The sequence below is a fragment of the Pseudomonas protegens genome (assembly GCF_013407925.2).
Classification (GTDB): domain Bacteria; phylum Pseudomonadota; class Gammaproteobacteria; order Pseudomonadales; family Pseudomonadaceae; genus Aquipseudomonas; species Aquipseudomonas fluorescens_AP.
Window position 1 is genome coordinate 4,746,966 of sequence record NZ_CP060201.1, and the last position, 19,633, is coordinate 4,766,598.

Consider the following 19,633-nt stretch of genomic DNA (forward strand, 5'->3'; position numbering starts at 1 on the left):
TCGACTATCAGCACGGTCAGCTCGTTGTTCATATCGGCTCGGCTTGAGTGGGGCTTGCCAGGGGCAAGCTGAGGACAAAGGCGGTGCCGCCGCTTGCCGGGTGTTCCACCCCCAGGCTGCCGCCGGTGGCGGCGGCGAGGCTCGCGGACAGGGTCAGGCCGAGGCCCAGGCCTTGCTCGCCGGGTTTGGTGGTGAAGAAGGGTTCGAACAGGTGCTTGCGCGCCTCAAGATCAATGCCGTGGCCGTTGTCGCGGACCCGCAGGCGGTACTTGCCGTCGCCGGGTTCGCCTTCCAGCCACAGTTCCGGCGCCGGCTGGGCCTGCATGGCGTCCAGGGCGTTGCCGATCAGGTTGACCAGGATCTGTTCCAGGCGGGTCTGGTCGATCTGCAGGGTCTGTTCGCTGAAGTCGCGGTGCAGTTGCAGGGGCAGGGGTTCGATACGGGCGTTGAGAATCTGCAGCGCGGCGTCCACCGCCTTGTCCAGGCTGGCCTGGCCCTGGTCGTCGCCACGGCGGGCGAAGGCGCGCAGGCTGGCGGTGATGCGCCCCATGCGGTCGATCAGTTCGTTGATGGTCTTGAGGTTGGCGCTGGCGGTGTCCAGGGCGCCGCGCTCAAGAAAGCGCACGGTGTTGCCGGACAAGGTGCGCAGCGCCGCCAGGGGCTGGTTGAGTTCGTGGGCGATGCTGGTGGACATCTGGCCGATGGCCGCCAGCTTGCCGGCCTGGACCAGCTCGTCCTGGGCCCGGCGCAGGGTTTCCTCGGCCTGGCGGCGTTCGCGGATCTGGCTCTTGAGCCGCTCGTTGCTGGCCCGCAGGTCGGCGGTGCGCTCGGTGATTCGTCGCTCCAGCTGGCTGTTGGCTTCCTGCAGGGCTTCACGGGCGGCCAGGCGCGTGGCGATGACCTTGCGCCGCTCGTTCCAGGCGATCAGCAAGAAGGCCACCAGGGCAAAGGCCACGGCCACCAGGATGCCCTGGTTGATGGCTTCGCGGCGCAGGTCCTGCAGCGGCGTGAGCAGGGTGAAATTCCACGGGGTGTCGCTCAGGGGCCGGGTCTGGGACAGGTAGCTGATGGCCTTGCCGTCGGATTCGAGTTCGGTGTTGGCGGGGAAGGTCAGTTTCTCCACGCCTTCGGCCAGGCGCTCGCGGGCCAGGGGTTCGAGTTCGTTGAGCGGGAACCAGTAGTACTGCAGGCTGCGGGCCAGGCGTTCCTTGGTGTCGTCGCTGAGCGGGCGGACCGACTTGAGTCGGCGCGCCGGATCGCTGGAGAGAATGATGATGCCGTTCTCGTCGCTGACGAAGGCTTCCAGGCGGGCGCGCTGCCAGCGTTCCTCCAGGGCTTCCAGGCGCACCTTGACCACCGCCACGCCGATGATCTTGCCTTGCTCTTCCAGGCCGTGGGCCAGGTAATAGCCGGGCTCGCCGTTGGTGCTGCCGATGCCGTAGAAGCGTCCGGGCTGGCCGCGCACGGCGTTCTGGAAGTAGGCGCGAAACGACAGGTCCTCACCCAGGTAGCTGTCGACGTCGCGCCAGTTGCTGGTGGCCAGCACCCGGCCGGTGGTGTCCATGACATAGATGGCCCGGCTGCGACTGCGGCGGTTCAGGCCTTCGAGGTACTGATTGACGGTTTGCCGGTGTTCCGGCGAGGGATCGTCCAGCAAGCGCGAGACACTGGATTCCAGTTCCAGCAGGCTGGGCAGATAGGTGTATTTGCTGATCTCGCTTTCTACGGCGCGGGCGTGCAGTTCCAGCTGGCGTTCGCCATTTTCGCTGAGGGTGCGGATGCCGTTGTGTTCGCTGACCCAGAAGCCGATGTAGCCCAGGCCGATCATCAGCAGGATGACCAGGGGCGGCAGGAACAGTTGGCGGATCAGACGGGGTTTCACGGCAAGTGATGGCGGCGCGGCGCGATAGAGAGAGGGGTCGCATTTCATCACAGATGCCTTGGGTCAACCAGCGTGGCGAGGGAGCTTGCTCCCGCTCGGCTGCGAAGCAGTCGCGGACCGCCCATGCGTGTCTCGGGTAGCACGCATGGGGCGGTTTTGCGGTCGCTGCGCGACCCTGCGGGAGCAAGCTCCCTGGCCACAAGGGTCAGCACAGCGCTAGCGGCTTAGTGCTGCAGGATCTTCTCGAGGAAGTGCTGGGCACGTTCGGAACGGGCGCTGATATCGCCGAAGAATTCTTCTTTCTGGCAGTCTTCGATGATCTGGCCCTTGTCCATGAAGATCACCCGGTTCGCCACTTTGCGGGCAAAGCCCATTTCGTGGGTCACGCACATCATGGTCATGCCTTCCTGGGCCAGTTGCACCATCACGTCCAGCACTTCATTGACCATTTCCGGGTCCAGGGCCGAGGTCGGTTCGTCGAACAGCATGACGATCGGGTCCATGGCCAGGGCGCGGGCGATGGCCACACGCTGTTGCTGGCCACCGGAGAGCTGGCCCGGGTGCTTGTGGGCATGGGCGGCGAGGCCAACCCGATCCAGCAGTTGCAGGCCTTTCTTGGTGGCCTCTTCCTTGCTGCGGCCCAGGACCTTGATCTGCGCGATGGTCAGGTTTTCGGTGATGGTCAGGTGCGGGAACAGCTCGAAATGCTGGAACACCATGCCGACGCGAGAGCGCAGTTTCGGCAGGTTGGTCTTCGGGTCGGCAATCGAGGTGCCATCGACCACGATGTCGCCCTTCTGGAAGGGTTCCAGGGCGTTGACGCACTTGATCAGGGTCGACTTGCCGGAGCCGGATGGCCCGCAGACCACCACCACTTCACCCTTTTTGACCTCGGTGCTGCAATCAGTCAGCACCTGGAAGTCCCCATACCACTTGTTGATGTTCTTGATAGAGATCATACGGCGAACCTTTTTTGCAGACGCTTGACCAGCAGCGAGGCGGCAAAGCTGATTGTGAAATAGACCAGACCAGCGATGATCAGGAATTCATTGGAGCGGCCGATGATGTCGCCGCTGGAACGCGAGGCGTTGAGGAAGTCCACCAGGCCCACGGTGTACACCAGGGAGGTGTCCTGGAACAGGATGATGCTCTGCTGCAGCAGCAGCGGGGTCATCTTGCGGAACGCCTGGGGCAGGATGATCAGGCGCATGGTCTGGCCGTAGCTCATGCCCAGTGCCTGGGCGGCGCCCATCTGGCCCTTGGGAATGGACTGCACGCCGGCGCGGACGATTTCGCAGAAGTACGCCGCTTCGAACATCATGAAGGCCACGATGCACGAGGTGAACGCGCCGATCGGCGTGTCTTCGCCGGTGATCCAGCGCAGCACGAACGGCACCGCCAGGTAGAACCAGGTGATCACCAGCAGCAGCGGGATCGAGCGGAAGTAGTTGACGTAGGCGCCGGCCAGGTTCGACAGCAGCTTGTTGTGGGACAAGCGCATCAAGGCCAGCAAGGTGCCGAGGATGATCCCGCCAACCACGCCCATGACCATCAGCTTGAGGGTCATCAGCATGCCGTTCCACAGACCGGGAATGGCCGGGATGATGCCCGAGAAGTCGAATTCCATTATTTACCTCCCACGGAGATCAGGCCGGGGACCGAGACTTTCTTCTCCACCAGGCGCATCAGCAGCATCAGGCTCATGTTCAAGGTGAAGTAGATCAGGGTGGCCAGGGTGAAGGCTTCGAACAGGTTGGCCGAGAACTCGGCGGTCTGTTTGGTCTGGGCCAGCAATTCCATCAAGCCGATCAGGGACGCCACGGAGGAGTTCTTGAAGACGTTGAGAAATTCCGAGGTGAGCGGCGGAATGATGATCCGGTAGGCCTGGGGCAGCAGCACGTTCCAGTAGATCTGCGGCAGCGAGAAGCCCATGGCGCGGGCGGCGGATTCCTGGCCGCGGGGCAGCGCCTGGATGCCGGTACGAACCTGTTCGCAAACCCGCGCAGCGGTGAACAGGCCCAGGCACACGACGACGCTCAGGTAGGCCGAGGTGGTCGGATTGAGGTCCTGCTTGTACCACTCCTGGAGGTTGGCCGGCAGCAGGTCCGGTACCAGGAAGTACCAGATGAACAGCTGCACCAGCAGCGGCACGTTACGGAAGATCTCCACGTAGACCGTGGCAATGCCCGACACCAGACGGTTCGGCACGGTGCGCATGACGCCCAGGATCGAGCCCAGCAGCAGCGCAATGATCCAGGCCACCACGGCGATGGCGATGGTCCAGCCCAGGCCGGAGATGAACCAGTCGAGATAGGTCTCGCTGCCCACGCCGGTGGACTTGAAGAACACGCCCCAGTCCCAGTTGTAATTCATTAGGGTTACCCCTCAGATCGTTCGATGTACAAGCACCCGCCTGGGGACGTCCGTTCCCGCCTGATCATGACGATCAGGCACACGCGATCGGCTCGACAACCACCGGTTCGAGTGTTTCCAAAAAAATGCCAGCAGGTAGTGACAGACTCCCGAAGGGGCGGCGCCCCTTCAGGAGATAAGGTTAGTCAGGAATCAGGACTTTTTATCGTCAGCCGCTTTGTCGGTCGGGTTGGCGATCAGGGCCTTGAGCTCGTCGCTCATCGGGAACATCAGGTTCAGGCCTTTTGGCGGAATCGGCGACTGGAACCACTTGTCGTAGATCTTGTTGATTTCGCCCGACTTGTAGGTGGCAACGATGGCGTCGTCCACGGCTTTCTTGAACGGGGCATCGCCCTTGCGCACCATGCAGCCGTAGATTTCGTAGGACTGTGGAGTACCGGTCACGGCCCAGTCGGTCGGCTTCTTGGCCTTGGCCATTTCACCGGCCAGCAGCGCGTCGTCCATCATGAACGCAACGGCGCGGCCCGATTCCAGCATCTGGAACGACTCACCGTGGTCCTTGGCGGAGATCACGTTCATGCCCATCTGCTTGTCGGCGTTCATCGCCTTGAGGATGCGCTCGGAAGTGGTGCCGGCGGTGGTCACCACGTTCTTGCCTTTGAGGTCAGCGAAATCCTTGTAGGCCGAGTCCTTTTTGGACAGCAGGCGGGTACCGATTTCGAAGATGCCGACCGAGAAGTCGACCTGTTGCTGACGCTCGACGTTGTTGGTGGTGGAGCCGCACTCGACGTCGACGGTGCCGTTCTGCACCAGTGGGATACGGGTCTGGGAGGTGACCAGGTTGTACTTGACCTTCAGGTCAGGCATGTCGAGGTCTTTCTTGATCGCTTCGACGATTTTCAGCTGGATGTCGTGGGAGTAGCCCACTGGCACGCCGGAAGCGTCAGCGATGTAGGAAAACGGGATGGAAGCGTCGCGATGTCCGAGGGTGATGGTGCCGGACTCTTTGATTTTCTTCAGTGTGCCGGTGAGCTCGGCAGCGAAAACTGGAGTGCTAATCAGAGCGGCAGCGATAGCTGCGCCCAACAGATGGGGAACGATGCGCATCAATATTTCCTCGACATTTGTTTTTTTTATGAAGCCAGTTCGACGGCTCTTTTATACAGCGAATGCCTTGACGGCTCCTGTTGTGTTGGCACGACAGGCATTCGTCGCACAGTGTAGAGCATGAGTCGTGCCAGACCCATTGATCATGCTCAAGTCATTGATTTTAAAGGTCATAAAATATTATCGGGGCATGAGTTACCGCACTTTTATCCGGTTATCCGAATCCCTTTCGGTCGGGCATTCGGAAAACCGAACGCGGTACTTCGCCGTTGGTGGGGCGGCCAGCCCGAGGCGAGCGGCTTGCGATGACCCACAAAAAAGCCCCTGGACCTTGCGGTGCAGGGGCTTTGCGTGATGCCGGGGGTTCAGGCCGCCTTGATCTTGCCGCGATTGTCCTCGACCTTTTGCAGATAATCCTGCAACTGCCGTTGTTCGGCGGCGGTGGTGAACAGGCCCAGCTTGCTCCGGCGCCAGAGAATATCCTCGGCCTTCAGTGCCCATTCCTCGGCGCACAGGTAGTCCACTTCGCGGGTGTACAGGCCGCCCCCCAGGTGTTCACCCAGGTCGTTGAGGTTGTGCACGCCTTCCAGCAGGCGCCAGGTGCGGCTGCCATAGGTGGTGGCCCAGCGGCGGGCGATCTGGCTGGGCACCCAGTCGAACTTCTTGCGGATGGCCTCCGCCAGGGCTTGGGGCGTGCTCATGTTTTCGCCGCCGGGCAGGGTGGCCTGGGCGGTCCAGCTGGGCTTGGCCTGCTTGAAGTAGGGTGCCAGTTGCGCCATGGCCGATTCCGCCAGTTTGCGGTAGGTGGTCAGCTTGCCGCCGAACACCGAGAGCAGCGGAGCTTCCTCGCCAGTGCCGGAAAGGGCCAGGGTGTAGTCGCGAGTCACCGCCGAAGGGTTGTCGGATTCGTCGTTGCACAGCGGGCGAACACCGGAGTAGCTGTGCAGGATGTCGCTGCGGCTCAGCTGCTTCTTGAAGTGCGCGTTGACCACTTGCAGCAGGTAGTCGGTTTCGCCTTCGGTGATTGCGACCTTGGCCGGATCGCCGGTGTATTCGCGGTCGGTGGTGCCGATCAGGGTGAACTGATCGAGGTAGGGAATGGTGAAGACAATGCGCTGGTCTTCGTTCTGCAGAATGTGCGCGTGCTCGCCTTCGTACAGCTTGGGCACGATCAGGTGGCTGCCCTGGATCAGACGGATGCCGTAAGGCGACTCCAGCTTGAGGTCGTCCTTGATGAACTTGGCGACCCAGGGGCCGGCCGCGTTCACCAGGGCCTTGGCGCTGATGGAGAACAGGCTGCCGTCGGCGCGCTCCAGTTCCAGTTGCCACAGGCCCTTGCTGCGCCGGGCGCTGACGCAACGGGTCTGGGTGTGCACGTGGGCGCCGTGCTCGCGGGCGGCCATGGCGTTGAGCACCACCAGGCGCGCATCGTCGACCCAGCAGTCGGAGTATTCGAAACCTTTGCTGATTTCGGCCTTCAGGGGGCTGTCGGCAGCGAATTTCAGGCTGCGCGAACCGGCGAGTTTTTCCCGCTTGCCCAGGTGGTCATACAGGAACAGGCCGGCGCGAATCATCCAGGCCGGGCGCAGGTGTGGCCGGTGTGGCAGGACAAAACGCATGGGCTTGACGATATGCGGGGCCTTGGCCAGCAGCACTTCGCGCTCGGCCAGGGCTTCGCGTACCAGGCGGAATTCGTAATGTTCGAGGTAGCGCAGGCCACCGTGGATCAGCTTGCTGCTGGCCGACGAGGTGTGGCTGGCCAGATCGTCCTTTTCGCAAAGGAACACGGACAAGCCGCGACCTGCCGCATCCGCGGCAATTCCAACACCGTTGATCCCACCGCCGATGACGGCGATATCGTAAACCTCGGAGAGAGGGCGCGCGGGCAAGGTAGAAGTGGGCATCGACGGGCCTCGTGTTGCTTTGGTATTTGAATTCGAACATTAATGTTCATTTTCGAAAATACTAGCGCATAAGCAGGCGCGTATCCAGCGCGCTTCGATTGAAAAAACTGATCGAAGGGCTCTGAAAGGAAAGTTTTCGAACATTAACCAGGATGGTGGGCGTGATGGGCGTCGATGGGCGAGGGGCGGGTGGTCGGCCGCGCGTTTTCGACAATGCCGGACTCCCGGGGTGGGGGCCTTGGCGCGCGGCTCGATCCTTTGGGGCAGGGAGGGGAGGGCTCAGACCACTTCGAGGCGGATCTTGTGCTGGTTGAGCAGTTGGGTCAGGGCCGGGACCGGTTGCTGGTCGGTGACCAGGCAGTCGATCAGGCTGATGGGGCCGAGGCGGATCATGGCGTTGCGCCCGAACTTGCTGGAGTCGGCGGCCAGGATCACTTGCCGGGCGTTGGCGATGATCGCCTGGGATACCCGCACTTCCTGGTAGTCGAAGTCCAGCAGGCTGCCGTCCTCGTCGATGCCGCTGATGCCCACCAGGGCGAAGTCGACCTTGAACTGATTGATGAAGTCGACGCTGGCCTGGCCCACCACGCCACCGTCACGGCGCACATTGCCGCCGGTGAGCAGCACGTCGAAATCATCCTTGGCACTGAGCATCGAGGCCACGTGCAGGTTGTTGGTGATGATCTTCAGGTGGCTGTGGTTGAGCAGGGCGCGGGCGATGGATTCGGTGGTGGTGCCGATGTTGATGAACAGCGAGGCGTGATCGGGGATCTGCGCGGCAACGGCTTCGCCGATGCGCTGCTTTTCATCGCGCATCTGGTCGGCGCGCATGGCGTAGGCGGTGTTTTCGACGCTGGAGTCATAGGCCGCGCCGCCATGGTAGCGGCGCAGCAGATTGGCTTCCGCCAGCTGGTTGATGTCGCGGCGGATGGTTTGCGGGGTCACAACGAACAGCTGGGCCAATTCCTCGATGCTGACGTAGCCGCGTTCGCGGACCAGATCGAGGATTTGCTGCTGACGGGGAGGCAGATTCATGGGGCTTCCTTTGGGCTGCCGTGCAAAATTTGCCCATGATGCCGCAGGAATCCCCTCCCGACCAGTTACAAGCGGTTACCTATCCACGGCTTGGCTTATTTGGCCTCTTCGTGGGGTTCCCAGTCGCGGGTGCGGCTGACCGCCTTCTTCCAGCCCGCGTACAAGCCTTCTTTTTCCGCTTCGGCCAGTTGCGGTTCAAACTCGCGCTCGATCACCGCCTTGCCCCGCAGCTCTTCCAGGCTGCCCCAGAAACCGCAGGCCAGGCCTGCCAGGTAGGCGGCGCCCAGGGCGGTGGTTTCGCGCATTTGCGGGCGCTCCACCTGAGTACCGAGGATGTCGGCCTGGAACTGCATGAGGAAGTTGTTGGCCACGGCGCCACCGTCCACGCGCAGGGCTTTGAGGCGTTCGCCGGAATCCTGCTGCATGGCGTCGAGCACGTCGCGGGTCTGGTAGGCGATGGATTCCAGGGCGGCGCGGATGATGTGATCCACGCGCACGCCACGGGTCAGGCCGAACAGCGCGCCACGGGCGTAGGGATCCCAGTAGGGCGCGCCCAGGCCGGTGAAGGCGGGCACCAGGTACACGCCGTTGCTGTCCTTGACCTTGTTGGCGAAGTATTCGGTGTCGTGGGCGTCGTTGATGATCTTCAGCTCATCTCGCAGCCACTGCACCGTGGAGCCGCCGTTGAACACCGCGCCTTCCAGGGCGTAGGCCACTTCGCCGCGTGGGCCGCAAGCGATGGTGGTGAGCATGCCGTGCTGGGATTTGACCGCCTTGTCGCCGGTGTTCATCAGCAGGAAGCAGCCGGTGCCGTAGGTGTTCTTGGCCTGGCCCGGTTCGACGCACATCTGGCCGAACAGCGCCGCTTGCTGGTCGCCGGCGATGCCGCCGATGGCGATACCGCTCTTGGTGCGGCCGTAGATTTCCGACGAGGACTTCACCTCGGGGAGCATTTCCCGCGGGATATCCAGGACCTCCAGCATCTTCGCGTCCCACTCCAGGGTGTGGATGTTGAAGAGCATGGTGCGCGAGGCGTTGGTGTAGTCGGTGACGTGGGTCTTGCCGCCGGTGAATTTCCAGATCAGCCAGCTGTCGATGGTGCCGAACAGCAACTCGCCGCTACGCGCGCGTTCGCGGCTGCCTTCGACGTTGTCGAGGATCCACTTGAGCTTGGTACCGGAGAAGTAGGGGTCGGTGACCAGGCCGGTGGTTTCACGGATGTAGTCTTCCAGGCCGTCGCGCTTGAGCTGCTGGCAGATTTCGGTGCTGCGGCGGCACTGCCAGACGATGGCGTTGTAGATTGGCCGGCCGGTGGTCTTGTCCCAGACCACGGTGGTTTCCCGCTGGTTGGTGATGCCGATGGCGGCCACCTGGTCGTGATGCAGGCCGGCTTGCGCCAGGGCCTCGACCATTACCGCGCTCTGGGTGGCGAAGATTTCCATCGGGTCGTGTTCGACCCAGCCGGCTTGTGGGTAGTGCTGGGCGAACTCGCGCTGAGCGGTGCACACCACGTTGGCGTCGCGGTCGAAAATGATCGCCCGGGAGCTGGTCGTACCCTGATCGAGGGCAATGATGTAGTTCTTATTCTGAATGTCGGTCATGTCGATTGCCTTGGACGAAATAAGGGAGTGGAAACAGGCGCGTGATCGATTTGGGCAGGATCACGCGCCGCGAGATTCAAGAAACTTTGACTTTGCCATCGGCGGCCGATGCGCTCTCGGGAGCAACGACGGCGTTGGGCAGGTGCCGGGCAATCAGTCCGCGATAAGCGGCCGCACCCAGGCAGGCGCCGAGGATCGGGGCGAAGACCGGCACCAGGAAGTACGGAATGTCACGGCCGCCGGTGAAGGAGATTTCACCCCAACCCATCACGAACGTCATCAGTTTAGGTCCGAAGTCCCGCGCCGGGTTCATCGCGAAGCCGGTCAGCGGGCCCATGGCGCTGCCGATCACGGCGATCAGCAGGCCGATCAGCAGGGGCGCCATCGCGCCGCGAGGCAAGCCGTTGTTGTCGTCGGTCAGGGACATGATCACGCCCATCAGGATCGCAGTGATCACCACTTCCACCAGGAACGCCTGGGCCGTGGACAGCGCCGGGTTGGGAAAGGTGGAGAACACCGAGGCCAGTTCCAGGCTGGCCTGGGAGCCGCGGATCATCTGGTGAGCCTGTTCGAAATCGAAGAACAGGTTGCTGTACAGCGTGTAAACCAACAGCGCCGCGCAGAAGGCGCCAGCGACCTGGGCCAGGATGTAGAACGGCAGTTTGCGTTTTTCAAAGTCGGCGAACAGGCACAGGGCGATGCTCACGGCAGGATTGAGGTGCGCGCCGGAAACGCCGGCGGTGAGGTAGATCGCCATGCTCACGCCGATCCCCCAAATGATGCTGATTTCCCACAGGCCGAAGCTGGCTCCCGCGACCTTGAGCGCCGCGACGCAGCCGGTGCCGAAGAAGATCAGCAGCGCAGTACCCAGGAACTCGGCCATGCATTGGCCCGATAGTGACGGTTGTTGCAGAGCAGTTGTCATTGTGAACCTCGTTTTTTGTTGTTGTCTGGCGCTGCTGCAAAAGGCATGGAGCGCGACTTCCAACGAAGACGGAATCCCCATTCCGGCCTCGTCTTGCTGCTGGGTGCAACGGTGCATCTACTGCATGATATTCAGAAACGAAAAAATATAGACAAGAAACACCGCTGTCAAAGGTCGAAAGTGAACGGCTGGTCATTTTATAGATATCAATCAAATGAATGATCCAGGGTGATAGTCCCGGGAGTGACAGGTGGTGCTGCGCTGCTGTCCGTGGCCAGGGCTTATCAAGGCCTGGAATAGAGCCTTTTGCCGATTAATGGCCTAAAATTCGCGCGCTCGGTTTTGCCTTTTCGTCCCCCTTGGAGCTGCCATGACCCCTGCACTGGATCTGCTAAAAAAAGTTCGCGCCGAACATCGCATCCACAGTTACGAACATGATCCCAAGGCGGCCTCCTACGGTCTGGAGGCGGCGGAGAAGCTCAGTCTCGATCCGGCGCGGGTGTTCAAGACGCTGCTGGCCAGCAGCGAGAAGGGGGAGTTGCTGGTGGCGGTGGTGCCGGTCGCCGGCAGCCTCGACCTCAAGGCCCTGGCCCACGCGGCCGGGGTGAAGAAGGCTGAAATGGCCGATCCGGCCGCGGCCCAGCGCGCCACCGGCTATCTGTTGGGAGGCATCAGCCCGCTGGGGCAGAAGAAGCGTCTGCGGACCTTCATCGACAGCAGTGCTCAACCTTTGGCCAGTATTTTTGTCAGTGCCGGTCGTCGTGGCCTGGAAGTGGAGTTGGCTGCAACCGTGCTGGCCGAGCAGACCCAGGGCAAGTTCGCCGACATCGGTCGCCCTTGAGCCCAGGCGTTGGCGGTTGAACAGGCCGCTGCTGTATGCCGGAAAATCTTCTCGTCTGTGTCTGTCGCGCCCCCGGTCACGCAGGCCATGCTGGCCGCCGACTGATCAGGGAGAAAGGCTATGCAGCTTGAGTTTCAACAGATCGATGCGTTCAGTGATCAACCCTTTGCCGGCAATCCGGCCATGGTTTACCGGCTTGATGCATGGCTTGACGACGCACTGATGCAGCAGATCGCCGCCGAGCACAATCTGGCGGAAACCGCGTTTGTGGTGCGTGAAGCCCAAGGCTGGCGGATTCGCTGGTTTACCCCGGCCACCGAGGTGCCCTTGTGCGGGCACGCCACGCTGGCCAGTGCCTACGTGCTGTTCGAGGTGCATGGCGAGCCTGGGCCGCGCATTGAGTTTCTCAGTCGCTCGGGGCCCCTGAGCGTTACCCGTGAAGGCAGCCTGTTGTGGCTGGACTTTCCTCTGCGCAGCCCCCGTCGCCAGCCCGACACGGAGCAGGTGGCGCAGATACTCGGCGCCAGGGTCATCGATCTGCAAGGTGCCAATGAGCTGTTGGCGGTACTGGAGTCGGAGCAGGCGGTGCGTGATTGCCGGCCGGATATGGCGGCGCTGGCGAAGTTGCCCTGGCCGGGGGTGATTGTCACCGCGCGGGGTGAGCGGCATGACTTTGTCTCGCGGTATTTTGCCCCGGCCATCGGCATCGACGAGGACCCGGTGACGGGCTCGACCCATTGCTGCCTGACGCCTTACTGGGCGCAGCAATTGGATAAACAGCAGTTGAGCGCGTATCAGTGTTCGGCGCGAGGTGGGGCGTTGTTCTGTCGTTTGGAGGGCGAGCGGGTGAAGATCGGCGGGCATGCCCGGCTGATTGCCAGCGGGCATTTGCACCTGAAATGACTGCGGTGGGGGTTTCGCCGGCAAGCCGGCTCCTACAGTGTGTTGTTGTAGGCGCTGGCTTGCCGGCGAAGGCGGCTCAATGAGCGCTGCTGTAGCGCCTTACCCCTGAGTCGCTATGGGGGATCTGCGCCGCTGTGCTACCCGAGGCCTGGAATAGCACCAGGTGTTCCGCCGCGACCCGAATGCCCACATCCGCTCCGACCTGATGGTCGGCGTGGCTGGGGAAGATCGATTCCAGTTGGCTGCCGGTGGGCAATTGCAGGCGATACAGGGTCGAAGCGCCGAGGAAGGTCTTGCCGACGACTCGGGCTTTCAGGTCACTGTCCGGCGCGTGGACGATGTCGTCCGGGCGCAGCAGGACGTCCACCGCGCCACCGGTCGGCCAGGTATAAGCCCGGTTGCCCTGCAGTACGCCCAGTTCGGTCTGCACCGATTCCGGCGTGTGCAACTGGCCACGAATGAAGTAGCCCTGGCCAATGAAGCTGGCGACGAAGGGCGTCTGTGGTTCGTGATAGAGGTTGTAGGGGGTGTCCCACTGCTCCAGGCGACCTTCCTTGAACACGCCGACCTGATCGCTCACGGCAAAGGCTTCTTCCTGGTCGTGGGTGACCAGGATCGCGCTGGTGCCACGGGCCTTGAGAATGTCGCGCACCTCATGGCTGAGCTTGCGCCGCAGTTCGCCGTCGAGGTTGGAGAAGGGCTCGTCCAGCAGCAGCAATTGCGGTTCTGGCGCCAGGGCGCGAGCCAGGGCCACGCGTTGCTGCTGGCCGCCGGACAGTTCGTGGGGAAAGCGCTGGCCGAGGTTTTTCAGGTTGACCAGCTCCAGCAGTTCGGCGACCACTCGCTCTTTGTGCGGATGCTTGCGGATGCCGAATGCGATGTTGTCCGCCACGCTCAGGTGCGGGAACAGCGCATAGTCCTGAAACACCATGCCTATCCGGCGTTTCTCCGGGGCCAGGGTGAAACCGGCGCTGGAAATGGTTTCCCCGGCCAGTTGGATCTCGCCTTCGTGCACCGGCTCGAACCCGGCGATGGCACGCAGGGTGGTGGTCTTGCCGCAGCCGGACGAGCCCAGCAGGCAGCCGATGTCCCCGGCGTTGAGGTGCAGATTGAGGTTCTGCACCACGCGTTGGTCCTGGTAGCCGCAGGCCAGATTGCGCAGGTTCAGCAGTAATGGCTGGCTCATGCGTGGTGGTACGCCGGCTCGACGAGAAACTCGAGCAGGGCCTTTTGCGCGTGCAGACGGTTTTCCGCCTGGTCCCAAGCCACTGAGCGAGGGTCGTCCAGCAGGTCGAGGCTGATTTCCTCGCCGCGGTGGGCGGGCAGGCAGTGCATGAACAGTACGTCCGGGGCGGCCAGGTCGAGCAGCGCGCGGCTGACCTGGAAGGGCGCAAACAGTTGCAGGCGCTTGGCGGTCTCTTCTTCCTGGCCCATGGAGGTCCAGACGTCGGTGCTCACCAGATGGGCGCCGATCACGGCCTCGCGAGGGTCGCGGACGATGGTCACGCGATCGCCGGCCCTGGCGACAAATTCCGCGTTGGGCTCGTAGCCCTCGGGACAGGCGATGCGCAGCTGGAAGTCGAACTGGATGGCCGCTTCTATATAGCTGTTGCACATGTTGTTGCCGTCACCGATCCAGGCCACGGTCTTGCCCTGGATCGAGCCGCGGTGTTCGAGGAAGGTCTGCATGTCCGCCAGCAGTTGGCAGGGGTGAAGGTCATCGGACAGGCCGTTGATCACCGGTACCCGGGAATTGGCCGCGAACTCGGTCAGGGTGCTGTGGGCAAAGGTGCGGATCATCACCGCATCGAGCATGCGCGACATGACGATGGCGCAGTCGCCGATCGGTTCGCCGCGACCCAGCTGGGTGTCCCGTGGCGAAAGGAAGATGGCTTGGCCGCCCAGTTGGATCATGCCGGCTTCGAAAGACAGTCGAGTACGGGTCGACGACTTCTCGAAAATCATGCCCAGTACACGATTTTTCAAAGGCTCGAAGAGTACGCCGCGGTTACGCAGGTCCTTCAGCTCGATGCCTCGACGAATCACACTGACCAGCTCTTCGGGCGTGCAATCCATCAGGGAGAGAAAGTGCCTTGCGCTCATCATTAACTACCTTTTTGCAACGGACCGCAGATTCTCAAAGCCTTGTTTAATCGAACAACGGGCTGGACCTGCGGCGAAAGCCGCACGGGGCGACGAAATAGGGGAAGGCGCGATCTTATAATTAAATGTCGCGTCTTACCAATAGTGCTACGGCGTTCATGGGCATTCAGAGAGGCCAGGACGCGAATGCGCTGGCGCTTTTGAGACCGTTTTTCAGACAGCAGCCGGGCATTTGTACACTGCCCCGACGCGGCTTGGCAATCGAGTGTGACGCCCGTTGTGCGGCGCAAACCCGGTGATTCGTGGCGCCGGACTGACAGCATTGATCATGACCTGGGCTGATGGCCGTGAATTCATGGGGCGAACGTCGCTGGTGTCGGCAGAGCCCAGCCGCCATAGTTTTGGCTTCCTGCGGCCCTGTGCGGGGCGCCTTCAAACAATAGAGACTGGCCATGACCAAGACTCTCCATCACCGTGCCTGCCACCTGTGTGAAGCCATCTGCGGCCTGACCCTGGAAATCACTGAAGAGCCGGGCAGCGCTCCGCGCATCACCTCGATCAAGGGCGACCCCCTGGACAGTTTCAGCCGTGGCCATGTGTGCCCCAAGGCCGTGGCCCTGCAGGATATCCAGAATGATCCCGACCGCCTGCGCCAGCCGGTGCGCCGTGTGGGCAACCAATGGCAGCCCATCGGCTGGGACGAGGCCTTTGCCCTGGTGGCCGAGCGGCTGGCGGGCATCCAGCAGCGCCATGGCAACAATGCCGTGGCGACCTACCAGGGCAATCCCAGCGTGCACAACTATGGGCTGATGACCCACAGCAACTACTTTCTCGGCCAGCTCAAGACTCGCAACCGCTTCTCGGCCACATCGGTCGATCAATTGCCCCATCACCTGACCAGCTACCTGATGTATGGCCACGGCCTGCTGTTGCCGATTCCGGATATCGATCACACCGATTTCATGCTGATCCTGGGCGGCAATCCCCTGGCCTCCAATGGCAGCATCATGACCGTGCCGGATGTGGAGAAGCGCCTCAAGGCCATTCAGGCCCGGGGCGGCAAGGTGGTCGTGGTCGACCCGCGGCGCAGCGAAACCGCGGCGATGGCCGACCAGCACCTGTTTATCCGGCCGGGGGGCGATGTGGCGCTGCTGTTCGGTCTGCTCAACAGCCTTTTAGACGCGGGGCTGACCCGCGACAGCCATTTGCCGGTGGATGGGCTGGCCGAGGTGCGCCAGGCGATTTCGCGGTTCACTGCCGAAGCCATGAGCCCGTTGTGCGCCATTCCGGCAGCGCAGATTCGTCAGCTGGCGCGGGATTTCGCTTCGGCGGACAAGGCGGTCTGTTACGGGCGCATGGGCGTGTCGACCCAGGCCTTCGGCACGCTGTGCCACTGGCTGCTGCAGTTGCTCAATCTGGTCACCGGCAACCTCGACCGGGTCGGCGGTGCCTTGTGTACCCAGCCGGCGGTGGACCTGGTGGCGGCGACCTCGGGCGGTCATTTCAATGTCTGGCAGAGTCGGGTTTCCGGGCTTCCCGAGTACGCTGGCGAGCTGCCGGTATCGGCCCTGGCCGAAGAGATGCTCACCGAGGGCGAAGGGCAGGTGCGGGCCCTGATCACCGTGGCCGGCAACCCGGTGTTGTCTACGCCCAATGGCCGACAGCTGGAGCAGGCCCTGGAAGGGCTGGAGTTCATGCTCAGCATCGATCTGTACATCAATGAAACCACCCGTTATGCCGACCTGATCCTGCCGTCCACCTCGGCTCTGGAGAATGATCACTACGACACCACCTTCAATCTGTTCGCGGTGCGCAATGTCAGTCGCTTCAATCGGGCGATCCTGCCCAAGCCTGAAGGGGCGCTGCATGACTGGGAGATTTTCGTCGGCCTGGCCAAGGCATTTGCCGCGCAGACCGCCAGCCCGTTGAAGCCGACCCTGGCACCCGCACAGATGATCGACATGGGCTTGCGCGCCGGGCCTTACGGCGACGCCTCGCCGCTCAAGCTGTCCCTGGCGACTCTGGATCAGCATCCCCACGGTATTGATCTTGGGGCGTTGCAGCCGAACCTGGCGGCCCGCTTGAAAACCGAGAATCGGCGGATCCAGGCCGCACCGGCGCCGATCATGGCCGATCTGCAGCGCTTTGCCGCGTTGAGTGCGCCAGCGCCGGGCGAGTTGTTGCTGATCGGGCGTCGTCATGTGCGCAGCAATAACTCCTGGATGCACAACTATCACCGCCTGGTGAAGGGCAAGCCTCGTCATCAGCTATTGATGAATCCCGATGACCTGGCCCGGCGGGGCCTGAGTGATGGCCAGCGGGTGCGAGTCAGTTCCCGGGTGGGCGCGGTGGAGGTGGAGGTGCTGGCGAGCAGCGAGATGATGCCGGGCGTGGTGAGTCTGCCCCATGGCTGGGGGCATCGGCGTCCCGGTGTGCAGATGAGCATCGCCATGGAGCAGCCCGGATGCAGCGCTAATGATCTAACCGATGAGCGTCAGCTCGATGCGTTGTCCGGGAATGCGGCATTGAATGGGGTGCCGGTGACCGTGGAAGCGGCCTGAGGTGTCTGTCGGAGAGGCCGAGCAGGGCGCTCAGGATTCCGTTACAATGCGCCACCGTGCCGACAACAGAGTCGGAAAGTTCAGCCGAGGTGTTCCATGGATATCATCGAAACTATTAAAGAGCAGATTGCCAACAACACCATTCTGCTCTACATGAAAGGCTCGCCGAATGCCCCGCAGTGTGGCTTCTCCGCAAAAGCCGCTCAGGCCGTAATGGGCTGTGGTGAGAAGTTCGCTTACGTGGACATCCTGCAAAACCCTGAGATTCGCGCCAACCTGCCCAAGTACGCCAACTGGCCAACTTTCCCGCAACTGTGGGTGGCCGGTGAGTTGGTCGGCGGCAGCGACATCATGGCTGAGATGTTCGCCAATGGTGAGCTGCAGAGCCTGATCAAGGCTGCTGCCGAAAAAGCGGCTGCCAAGACCGAAGCCTGACGCGAACTTCTTATTCGCGGTCAATAAAAAGCCCCGCCTCTCTTACGAGGGCGGGGTTTTTTATTGCTTGGGATCGGACGTTGGTTATTCGTCGCCCATTTGCGATTGCAGGTAGTTCTCGATACCCACTTTATCGATCAGGCCCAGTTGGGTTTCCAGCCAGTCGATGTGTTCTTCTTCGGATTCCAGAATGTCTTCCAGCAGTTCACGGCTGCCGAAGTCACCCACCGACTCGCAGTGAGCGATGGCGGCCTTGAGGTCGGCGTGGCCGCTGCGTTCGATACGCAGGTCGCACTCGAGCATTTCCTTGGTGTGTTCGCCGATGTGCAACTTGCCCAGGTCCTGGACGTTGGGCAGGCCTTCGAGGAAGAGGATGCGCTTGATCAGCTTGTCCGCATGCTTCATCTCGTCGATGGACTCGTGGTACTCGTGCTTGCCCAACTTGTTCAGGCCCCAGTCTTCATACATGCGCGCATGCAGGAAGTACTGATTGATCGCGACCAGTTCATTGGCAAGGATTTTATTGAGATGCTGGATGACTGTAATGTCGCCTTTCATGTTGGGGTCCTGCCCTTTAATTAGTGAAATAAGGGCAGAGTCTGAGCCGCACACACATTACTGTCAAACCTAAGTTATTGAATAATATATGAAAATTAATCGGAATAAGAATGTTTGTGTTCCGCGTTTTGCGCCTAAGCGATTGAATTACAGACATAAAAAAACCGGACGCTAGGTCCGGTTGTTTCAAATGCGGCTATTTATTCGGCACATCAAGCAACATTAAATTCCACTGGATAGGGAATGGCCGCTTGGCTGCTCTGCAATTCGGTCAGGGTTTCGCGAACCACTTGCTTGGCCAGGCAGGCGCATTTGCCGCATTGGCTGGCGACGCCGGTGGCCTGGCGCACTTCACGGTAGCTGCAGCAGCCTTCGTAGATTGCTTCGCGAATTTGTCCGTCGGTGACACCGGTGCAGAGGCAGACATACATGGGATGAGAACCGTCGCTGGTTAGGGCTCAATTGCGATGGATCTTAATGTTAACGAGAATGATTGTCAAAGTGGTTTCGGCGACCTTTGTTGCAGTTTCCTACCGGGGTGACGAACGGTTTTGTTCGCGATAGTGACAGATGATTCGCATTTTGCGCTTTGTGAGCCGGGCAGATGAAAAACCGTTAAGGACAGCTCAAAGACGCGGTGTATGATGGCCGGTCCTTGCGAAGCGGGGTCGGGTCACAGAGCTGTCGCATCAGCGTGGCAGGCTCAAGGCCAATCCCCTTCTTCATTACTACGTCCACACCAGGAGATATCCAATGAGCGTACTCGTAGGCAAACAAGCCCCTGACTTCACCGTACCGGCCGTTCTCGGCAATGGCGAAATCGTCGACAGCTTCACCCTGTCCTCGGCCATCAAAGGCAAATACGGCCTGGTGTTCTTCTACCCACTGGACTTCACCTTCGTTTGCCCGTCCGAGCTGATCGCTCTGGACCACCGCATGGCCGACTTCAAGGCGCGCAACGTCGAAGTGATCGCTGTTTCCATCGACTCGCACTTCACCCACAACGCCTGGCGCAACACCCCGATCAATGCCGGCGGCATCGGTCAGGTTCAATACATCATGGCCGCTGACATGAAGCATGAAATCGCCAAGGCCTACGACGTTGAGTCCGAAGGCGGCGTGGCTTTCCGTGGCGCGTTCCTGATCGACGACAAAGGCGTTGTCCGCTCGCAGATCGTCAACGACCTGCCGCTGGGCCGTAACATGGAAGAGCTGATCCGTCTGGTCGACGCTCTGCAATTCCACGAAGAGCACGGCGAAGTCTGCCCTGCCAACTGGAAGAAAGGCGACAAGGGCATGACCGCTTCGCCAGAAGGCGTTGCTGCTTACCTGAGCGAGAACGCCGGCAAGCTGTAAGGCTTGGCGTCACGCATAAAAAAACCGGCCTCAGGGCCGGTTTTTTTAT

At 61.6% G+C, this 19,633-nt stretch carries 18 protein-coding genes; 5 read left to right on the plus strand and 13 right to left on the minus strand.

Annotated elements, in window-relative coordinates; genetic code table 11:
* Positions 1–28 precede the first annotated feature (28 nt).
* The 9 genes from GGI48_RS22075 to GGI48_RS22115 form a co-directional block, all read right to left on the minus strand.
* The gene (locus tag GGI48_RS22075; RefSeq protein ID WP_047305874.1) at positions 29–1,930 is read right to left on the minus strand and encodes a sensor histidine kinase; all 1,902 of its coding nucleotides are present in this window, start codon (positions 1,928–1,930) and stop codon (positions 29–31) included.
* A 176-nt stretch (positions 1,931–2,106) separates the two neighbouring features.
* Complete coding sequence (locus GGI48_RS22080; protein WP_016964662.1) at positions 2,107–2,841, minus strand: amino acid ABC transporter ATP-binding protein; 735 nt, start codon at positions 2,839–2,841, stop codon at positions 2,107–2,109.
* Positions 2,838–3,509, minus strand: coding sequence for an amino acid ABC transporter permease (locus GGI48_RS22085; protein WP_011063127.1), 672 nt, complete (start codon positions 3,507–3,509; stop codon positions 2,838–2,840). Before GGI48_RS22085 ends, GGI48_RS22080 begins: the two co-directional genes overlap by 4 nt.
* Positions 3,509–4,255: an amino acid ABC transporter permease gene (locus tag GGI48_RS22090; RefSeq protein ID WP_092310977.1), complete on the minus strand. Its 747-nt coding sequence runs from the start codon at positions 4,253–4,255 to the stop codon at positions 3,509–3,511. The genes GGI48_RS22085 and GGI48_RS22090 overlap by 1 nt, the downstream gene beginning before the upstream one ends.
* 192 nt (positions 4,256–4,447) lie before the next feature.
* Entirely contained in the window at positions 4,448–5,362 is a 915-nt protein-coding gene (locus GGI48_RS22095) for a glutamate/aspartate ABC transporter substrate-binding protein (RefSeq protein ID WP_103741437.1), read from the minus strand.
* Between the two features lie 365 nt (positions 5,363–5,727).
* Positions 5,728–7,266, minus strand: a complete 1,539-nt coding sequence (glpD, locus tag GGI48_RS22100) for a glycerol-3-phosphate dehydrogenase (protein WP_179600055.1) — start codon at positions 7,264–7,266, stop codon at positions 5,728–5,730.
* A 279-nt stretch (positions 7,267–7,545) separates the two neighbouring features.
* Positions 7,546–8,301, minus strand: coding sequence for a DeoR/GlpR family transcriptional regulator (locus GGI48_RS22105; RefSeq protein ID WP_011063123.1), 756 nt, complete (start codon positions 8,299–8,301; stop codon positions 7,546–7,548).
* Between the two features lie 95 nt (positions 8,302–8,396).
* Positions 8,397–9,902, minus strand: coding sequence for a glycerol kinase GlpK (gene glpK / locus GGI48_RS22110; RefSeq protein WP_016963983.1), 1,506 nt, complete (start codon positions 9,900–9,902; stop codon positions 8,397–8,399).
* Positions 9,903–9,978: 76 nt separating this feature from the next.
* Positions 9,979–10,827 (minus strand): MIP/aquaporin family protein, encoded by an 849-nt coding sequence (locus tag GGI48_RS22115; RefSeq protein ID WP_179600057.1) that lies wholly within the window; start codon positions 10,825–10,827, stop codon positions 9,979–9,981.
* 370 nt (positions 10,828–11,197) lie between these two features.
* Between GGI48_RS22115 and ybaK the strand changes: the two genes are divergently transcribed.
* Together ybaK and GGI48_RS22125 are read left to right on the plus strand one after the other, a co-directional pair.
* Positions 11,198–11,668, plus strand: coding sequence for a Cys-tRNA(Pro) deacylase (ybaK, locus tag GGI48_RS22120; RefSeq protein ID WP_047305870.1), 471 nt, complete (start codon positions 11,198–11,200; stop codon positions 11,666–11,668).
* Between the two features lie 120 nt (positions 11,669–11,788).
* Entirely contained in the window at positions 11,789–12,571 is a 783-nt protein-coding gene (locus GGI48_RS22125) for a PhzF family phenazine biosynthesis protein (protein WP_179600059.1), read from the plus strand.
* A gap of 76 nt (positions 12,572–12,647) precedes the next feature.
* Here GGI48_RS22125 and GGI48_RS22130 read toward each other — a convergent pair whose 3' ends face one another.
* Both GGI48_RS22130 and argF read right to left on the minus strand, forming a co-directional pair.
* Positions 12,648–13,757, minus strand: a complete 1,110-nt coding sequence (locus GGI48_RS22130) for an ABC transporter ATP-binding protein (protein WP_016963979.1) — start codon at positions 13,755–13,757, stop codon at positions 12,648–12,650.
* On the minus strand, positions 13,754–14,674 hold the full coding sequence (argF, locus tag GGI48_RS22135; RefSeq protein WP_020372525.1) for an ornithine carbamoyltransferase: 921 nt from the start codon (positions 14,672–14,674) through the stop codon (positions 13,754–13,756). The genes GGI48_RS22130 and argF overlap by 4 nt, the downstream gene beginning before the upstream one ends.
* Positions 14,675–15,126: 452 nt before the next feature.
* Between argF and GGI48_RS22140 the strand changes: the two genes are divergently transcribed.
* The gene (locus tag GGI48_RS22140) at positions 15,127–17,235 is read left to right on the plus strand and encodes a molybdopterin oxidoreductase family protein (RefSeq protein ID WP_179600061.1); all 2,109 of its coding nucleotides are present in this window, start codon (positions 15,127–15,129) and stop codon (positions 17,233–17,235) included.
* Positions 17,236–17,331: 96 nt separating this feature from the next.
* The gene (gene grxD, locus GGI48_RS22145; protein ID WP_011063114.1) at positions 17,332–17,670 is read left to right on the plus strand and encodes a Grx4 family monothiol glutaredoxin; all 339 of its coding nucleotides are present in this window, start codon (positions 17,332–17,334) and stop codon (positions 17,668–17,670) included.
* Between the two features lie 84 nt (positions 17,671–17,754).
* Here grxD and bfr read toward each other — a convergent pair whose 3' ends face one another.
* Positions 17,755–18,228, minus strand: coding sequence for a bacterioferritin (gene bfr, locus GGI48_RS22150; RefSeq protein WP_179600063.1), 474 nt, complete (start codon positions 18,226–18,228; stop codon positions 17,755–17,757).
* Between the two features lie 212 nt (positions 18,229–18,440).
* A complete protein-coding gene (locus tag GGI48_RS22155) occupies positions 18,441–18,659 on the minus strand; it encodes a bacterioferritin-associated ferredoxin (protein WP_011063112.1) in 219 nt (72 codons plus the stop codon).
* Positions 18,660–18,981: 322 nt separating this feature from the next.
* Between GGI48_RS22155 and GGI48_RS22160 the strand changes: the two genes are divergently transcribed.
* Positions 18,982–19,584: a peroxiredoxin gene (locus tag GGI48_RS22160; RefSeq protein ID WP_011063111.1), complete on the plus strand. Its 603-nt coding sequence runs from the start codon at positions 18,982–18,984 to the stop codon at positions 19,582–19,584.
* Positions 19,585–19,633 lie beyond the last annotated feature (49 nt).

Excerpts from the sequence above, each read along its gene's own strand:
- GGI48_RS22160 (WP_011063111.1), top strand. The coding sequence starts at position 18,982 with ATGAGCGTACTCGTAGGCAAACAAGCCCCTGACTTCACCGTACCGGCC.
- GGI48_RS22125 (WP_179600059.1), top strand. The coding sequence starts at position 11,789 with ATGCAGCTTGAGTTTCAACAGATCGATGCGTTCAGTGATCAACCCTTT.
- GGI48_RS22105 (WP_011063123.1), bottom strand. The coding sequence starts at position 8,301 with ATGAATCTGCCTCCCCGTCAGCAGCAAATCCTCGATCTGGTCCGCGAA.
- GGI48_RS22080 (WP_016964662.1), bottom strand. The coding sequence starts at position 2,841 with ATGATCTCTATCAAGAACATCAACAAGTGGTATGGGGACTTCCAGGTG.
- glpD (WP_179600055.1), bottom strand. The coding sequence starts at position 7,266 with ATGCCCACTTCTACCTTGCCCGCGCGCCCTCTCTCCGAGGTTTACGAT.
- GGI48_RS22115 (WP_179600057.1), bottom strand. The coding sequence starts at position 10,827 with ATGACAACTGCTCTGCAACAACCGTCACTATCGGGCCAATGCATGGCC.
- argF (WP_020372525.1), bottom strand. The coding sequence starts at position 14,674 with ATGAGCGCAAGGCACTTTCTCTCCCTGATGGATTGCACGCCCGAAGAG.
- GGI48_RS22155 (WP_011063112.1), bottom strand. The coding sequence starts at position 18,659 with ATGTATGTCTGCCTCTGCACCGGTGTCACCGACGGACAAATTCGCGAA.
- bfr (WP_179600063.1), bottom strand. The coding sequence starts at position 18,228 with ATGAAAGGCGACATTACAGTCATCCAGCATCTCAATAAAATCCTTGCC.
- GGI48_RS22140 (WP_179600061.1), top strand. The coding sequence starts at position 15,127 with ATGACCAAGACTCTCCATCACCGTGCCTGCCACCTGTGTGAAGCCATC.
- GGI48_RS22130 (WP_016963979.1), bottom strand. The coding sequence starts at position 13,757 with ATGAGCCAGCCATTACTGCTGAACCTGCGCAATCTGGCCTGCGGCTAC.
- GGI48_RS22085 (WP_011063127.1), bottom strand. The coding sequence starts at position 3,509 with ATGGAATTCGACTTCTCGGGCATCATCCCGGCCATTCCCGGTCTGTGG.
- GGI48_RS22090 (WP_092310977.1), bottom strand. The coding sequence starts at position 4,255 with ATGAATTACAACTGGGACTGGGGCGTGTTCTTCAAGTCCACCGGCGTG.
- glpK (WP_016963983.1), bottom strand. The coding sequence starts at position 9,902 with ATGACCGACATTCAGAATAAGAACTACATCATTGCCCTCGATCAGGGT.
- ybaK (WP_047305870.1), top strand. The coding sequence starts at position 11,198 with ATGACCCCTGCACTGGATCTGCTAAAAAAAGTTCGCGCCGAACATCGC.
- GGI48_RS22095 (WP_103741437.1), bottom strand. The coding sequence starts at position 5,362 with ATGCGCATCGTTCCCCATCTGTTGGGCGCAGCTATCGCTGCCGCTCTG.
- grxD (WP_011063114.1), top strand. The coding sequence starts at position 17,332 with ATGGATATCATCGAAACTATTAAAGAGCAGATTGCCAACAACACCATT.
- GGI48_RS22075 (WP_047305874.1), bottom strand. The coding sequence starts at position 1,930 with ATGAAATGCGACCCCTCTCTCTATCGCGCCGCGCCGCCATCACTTGCC.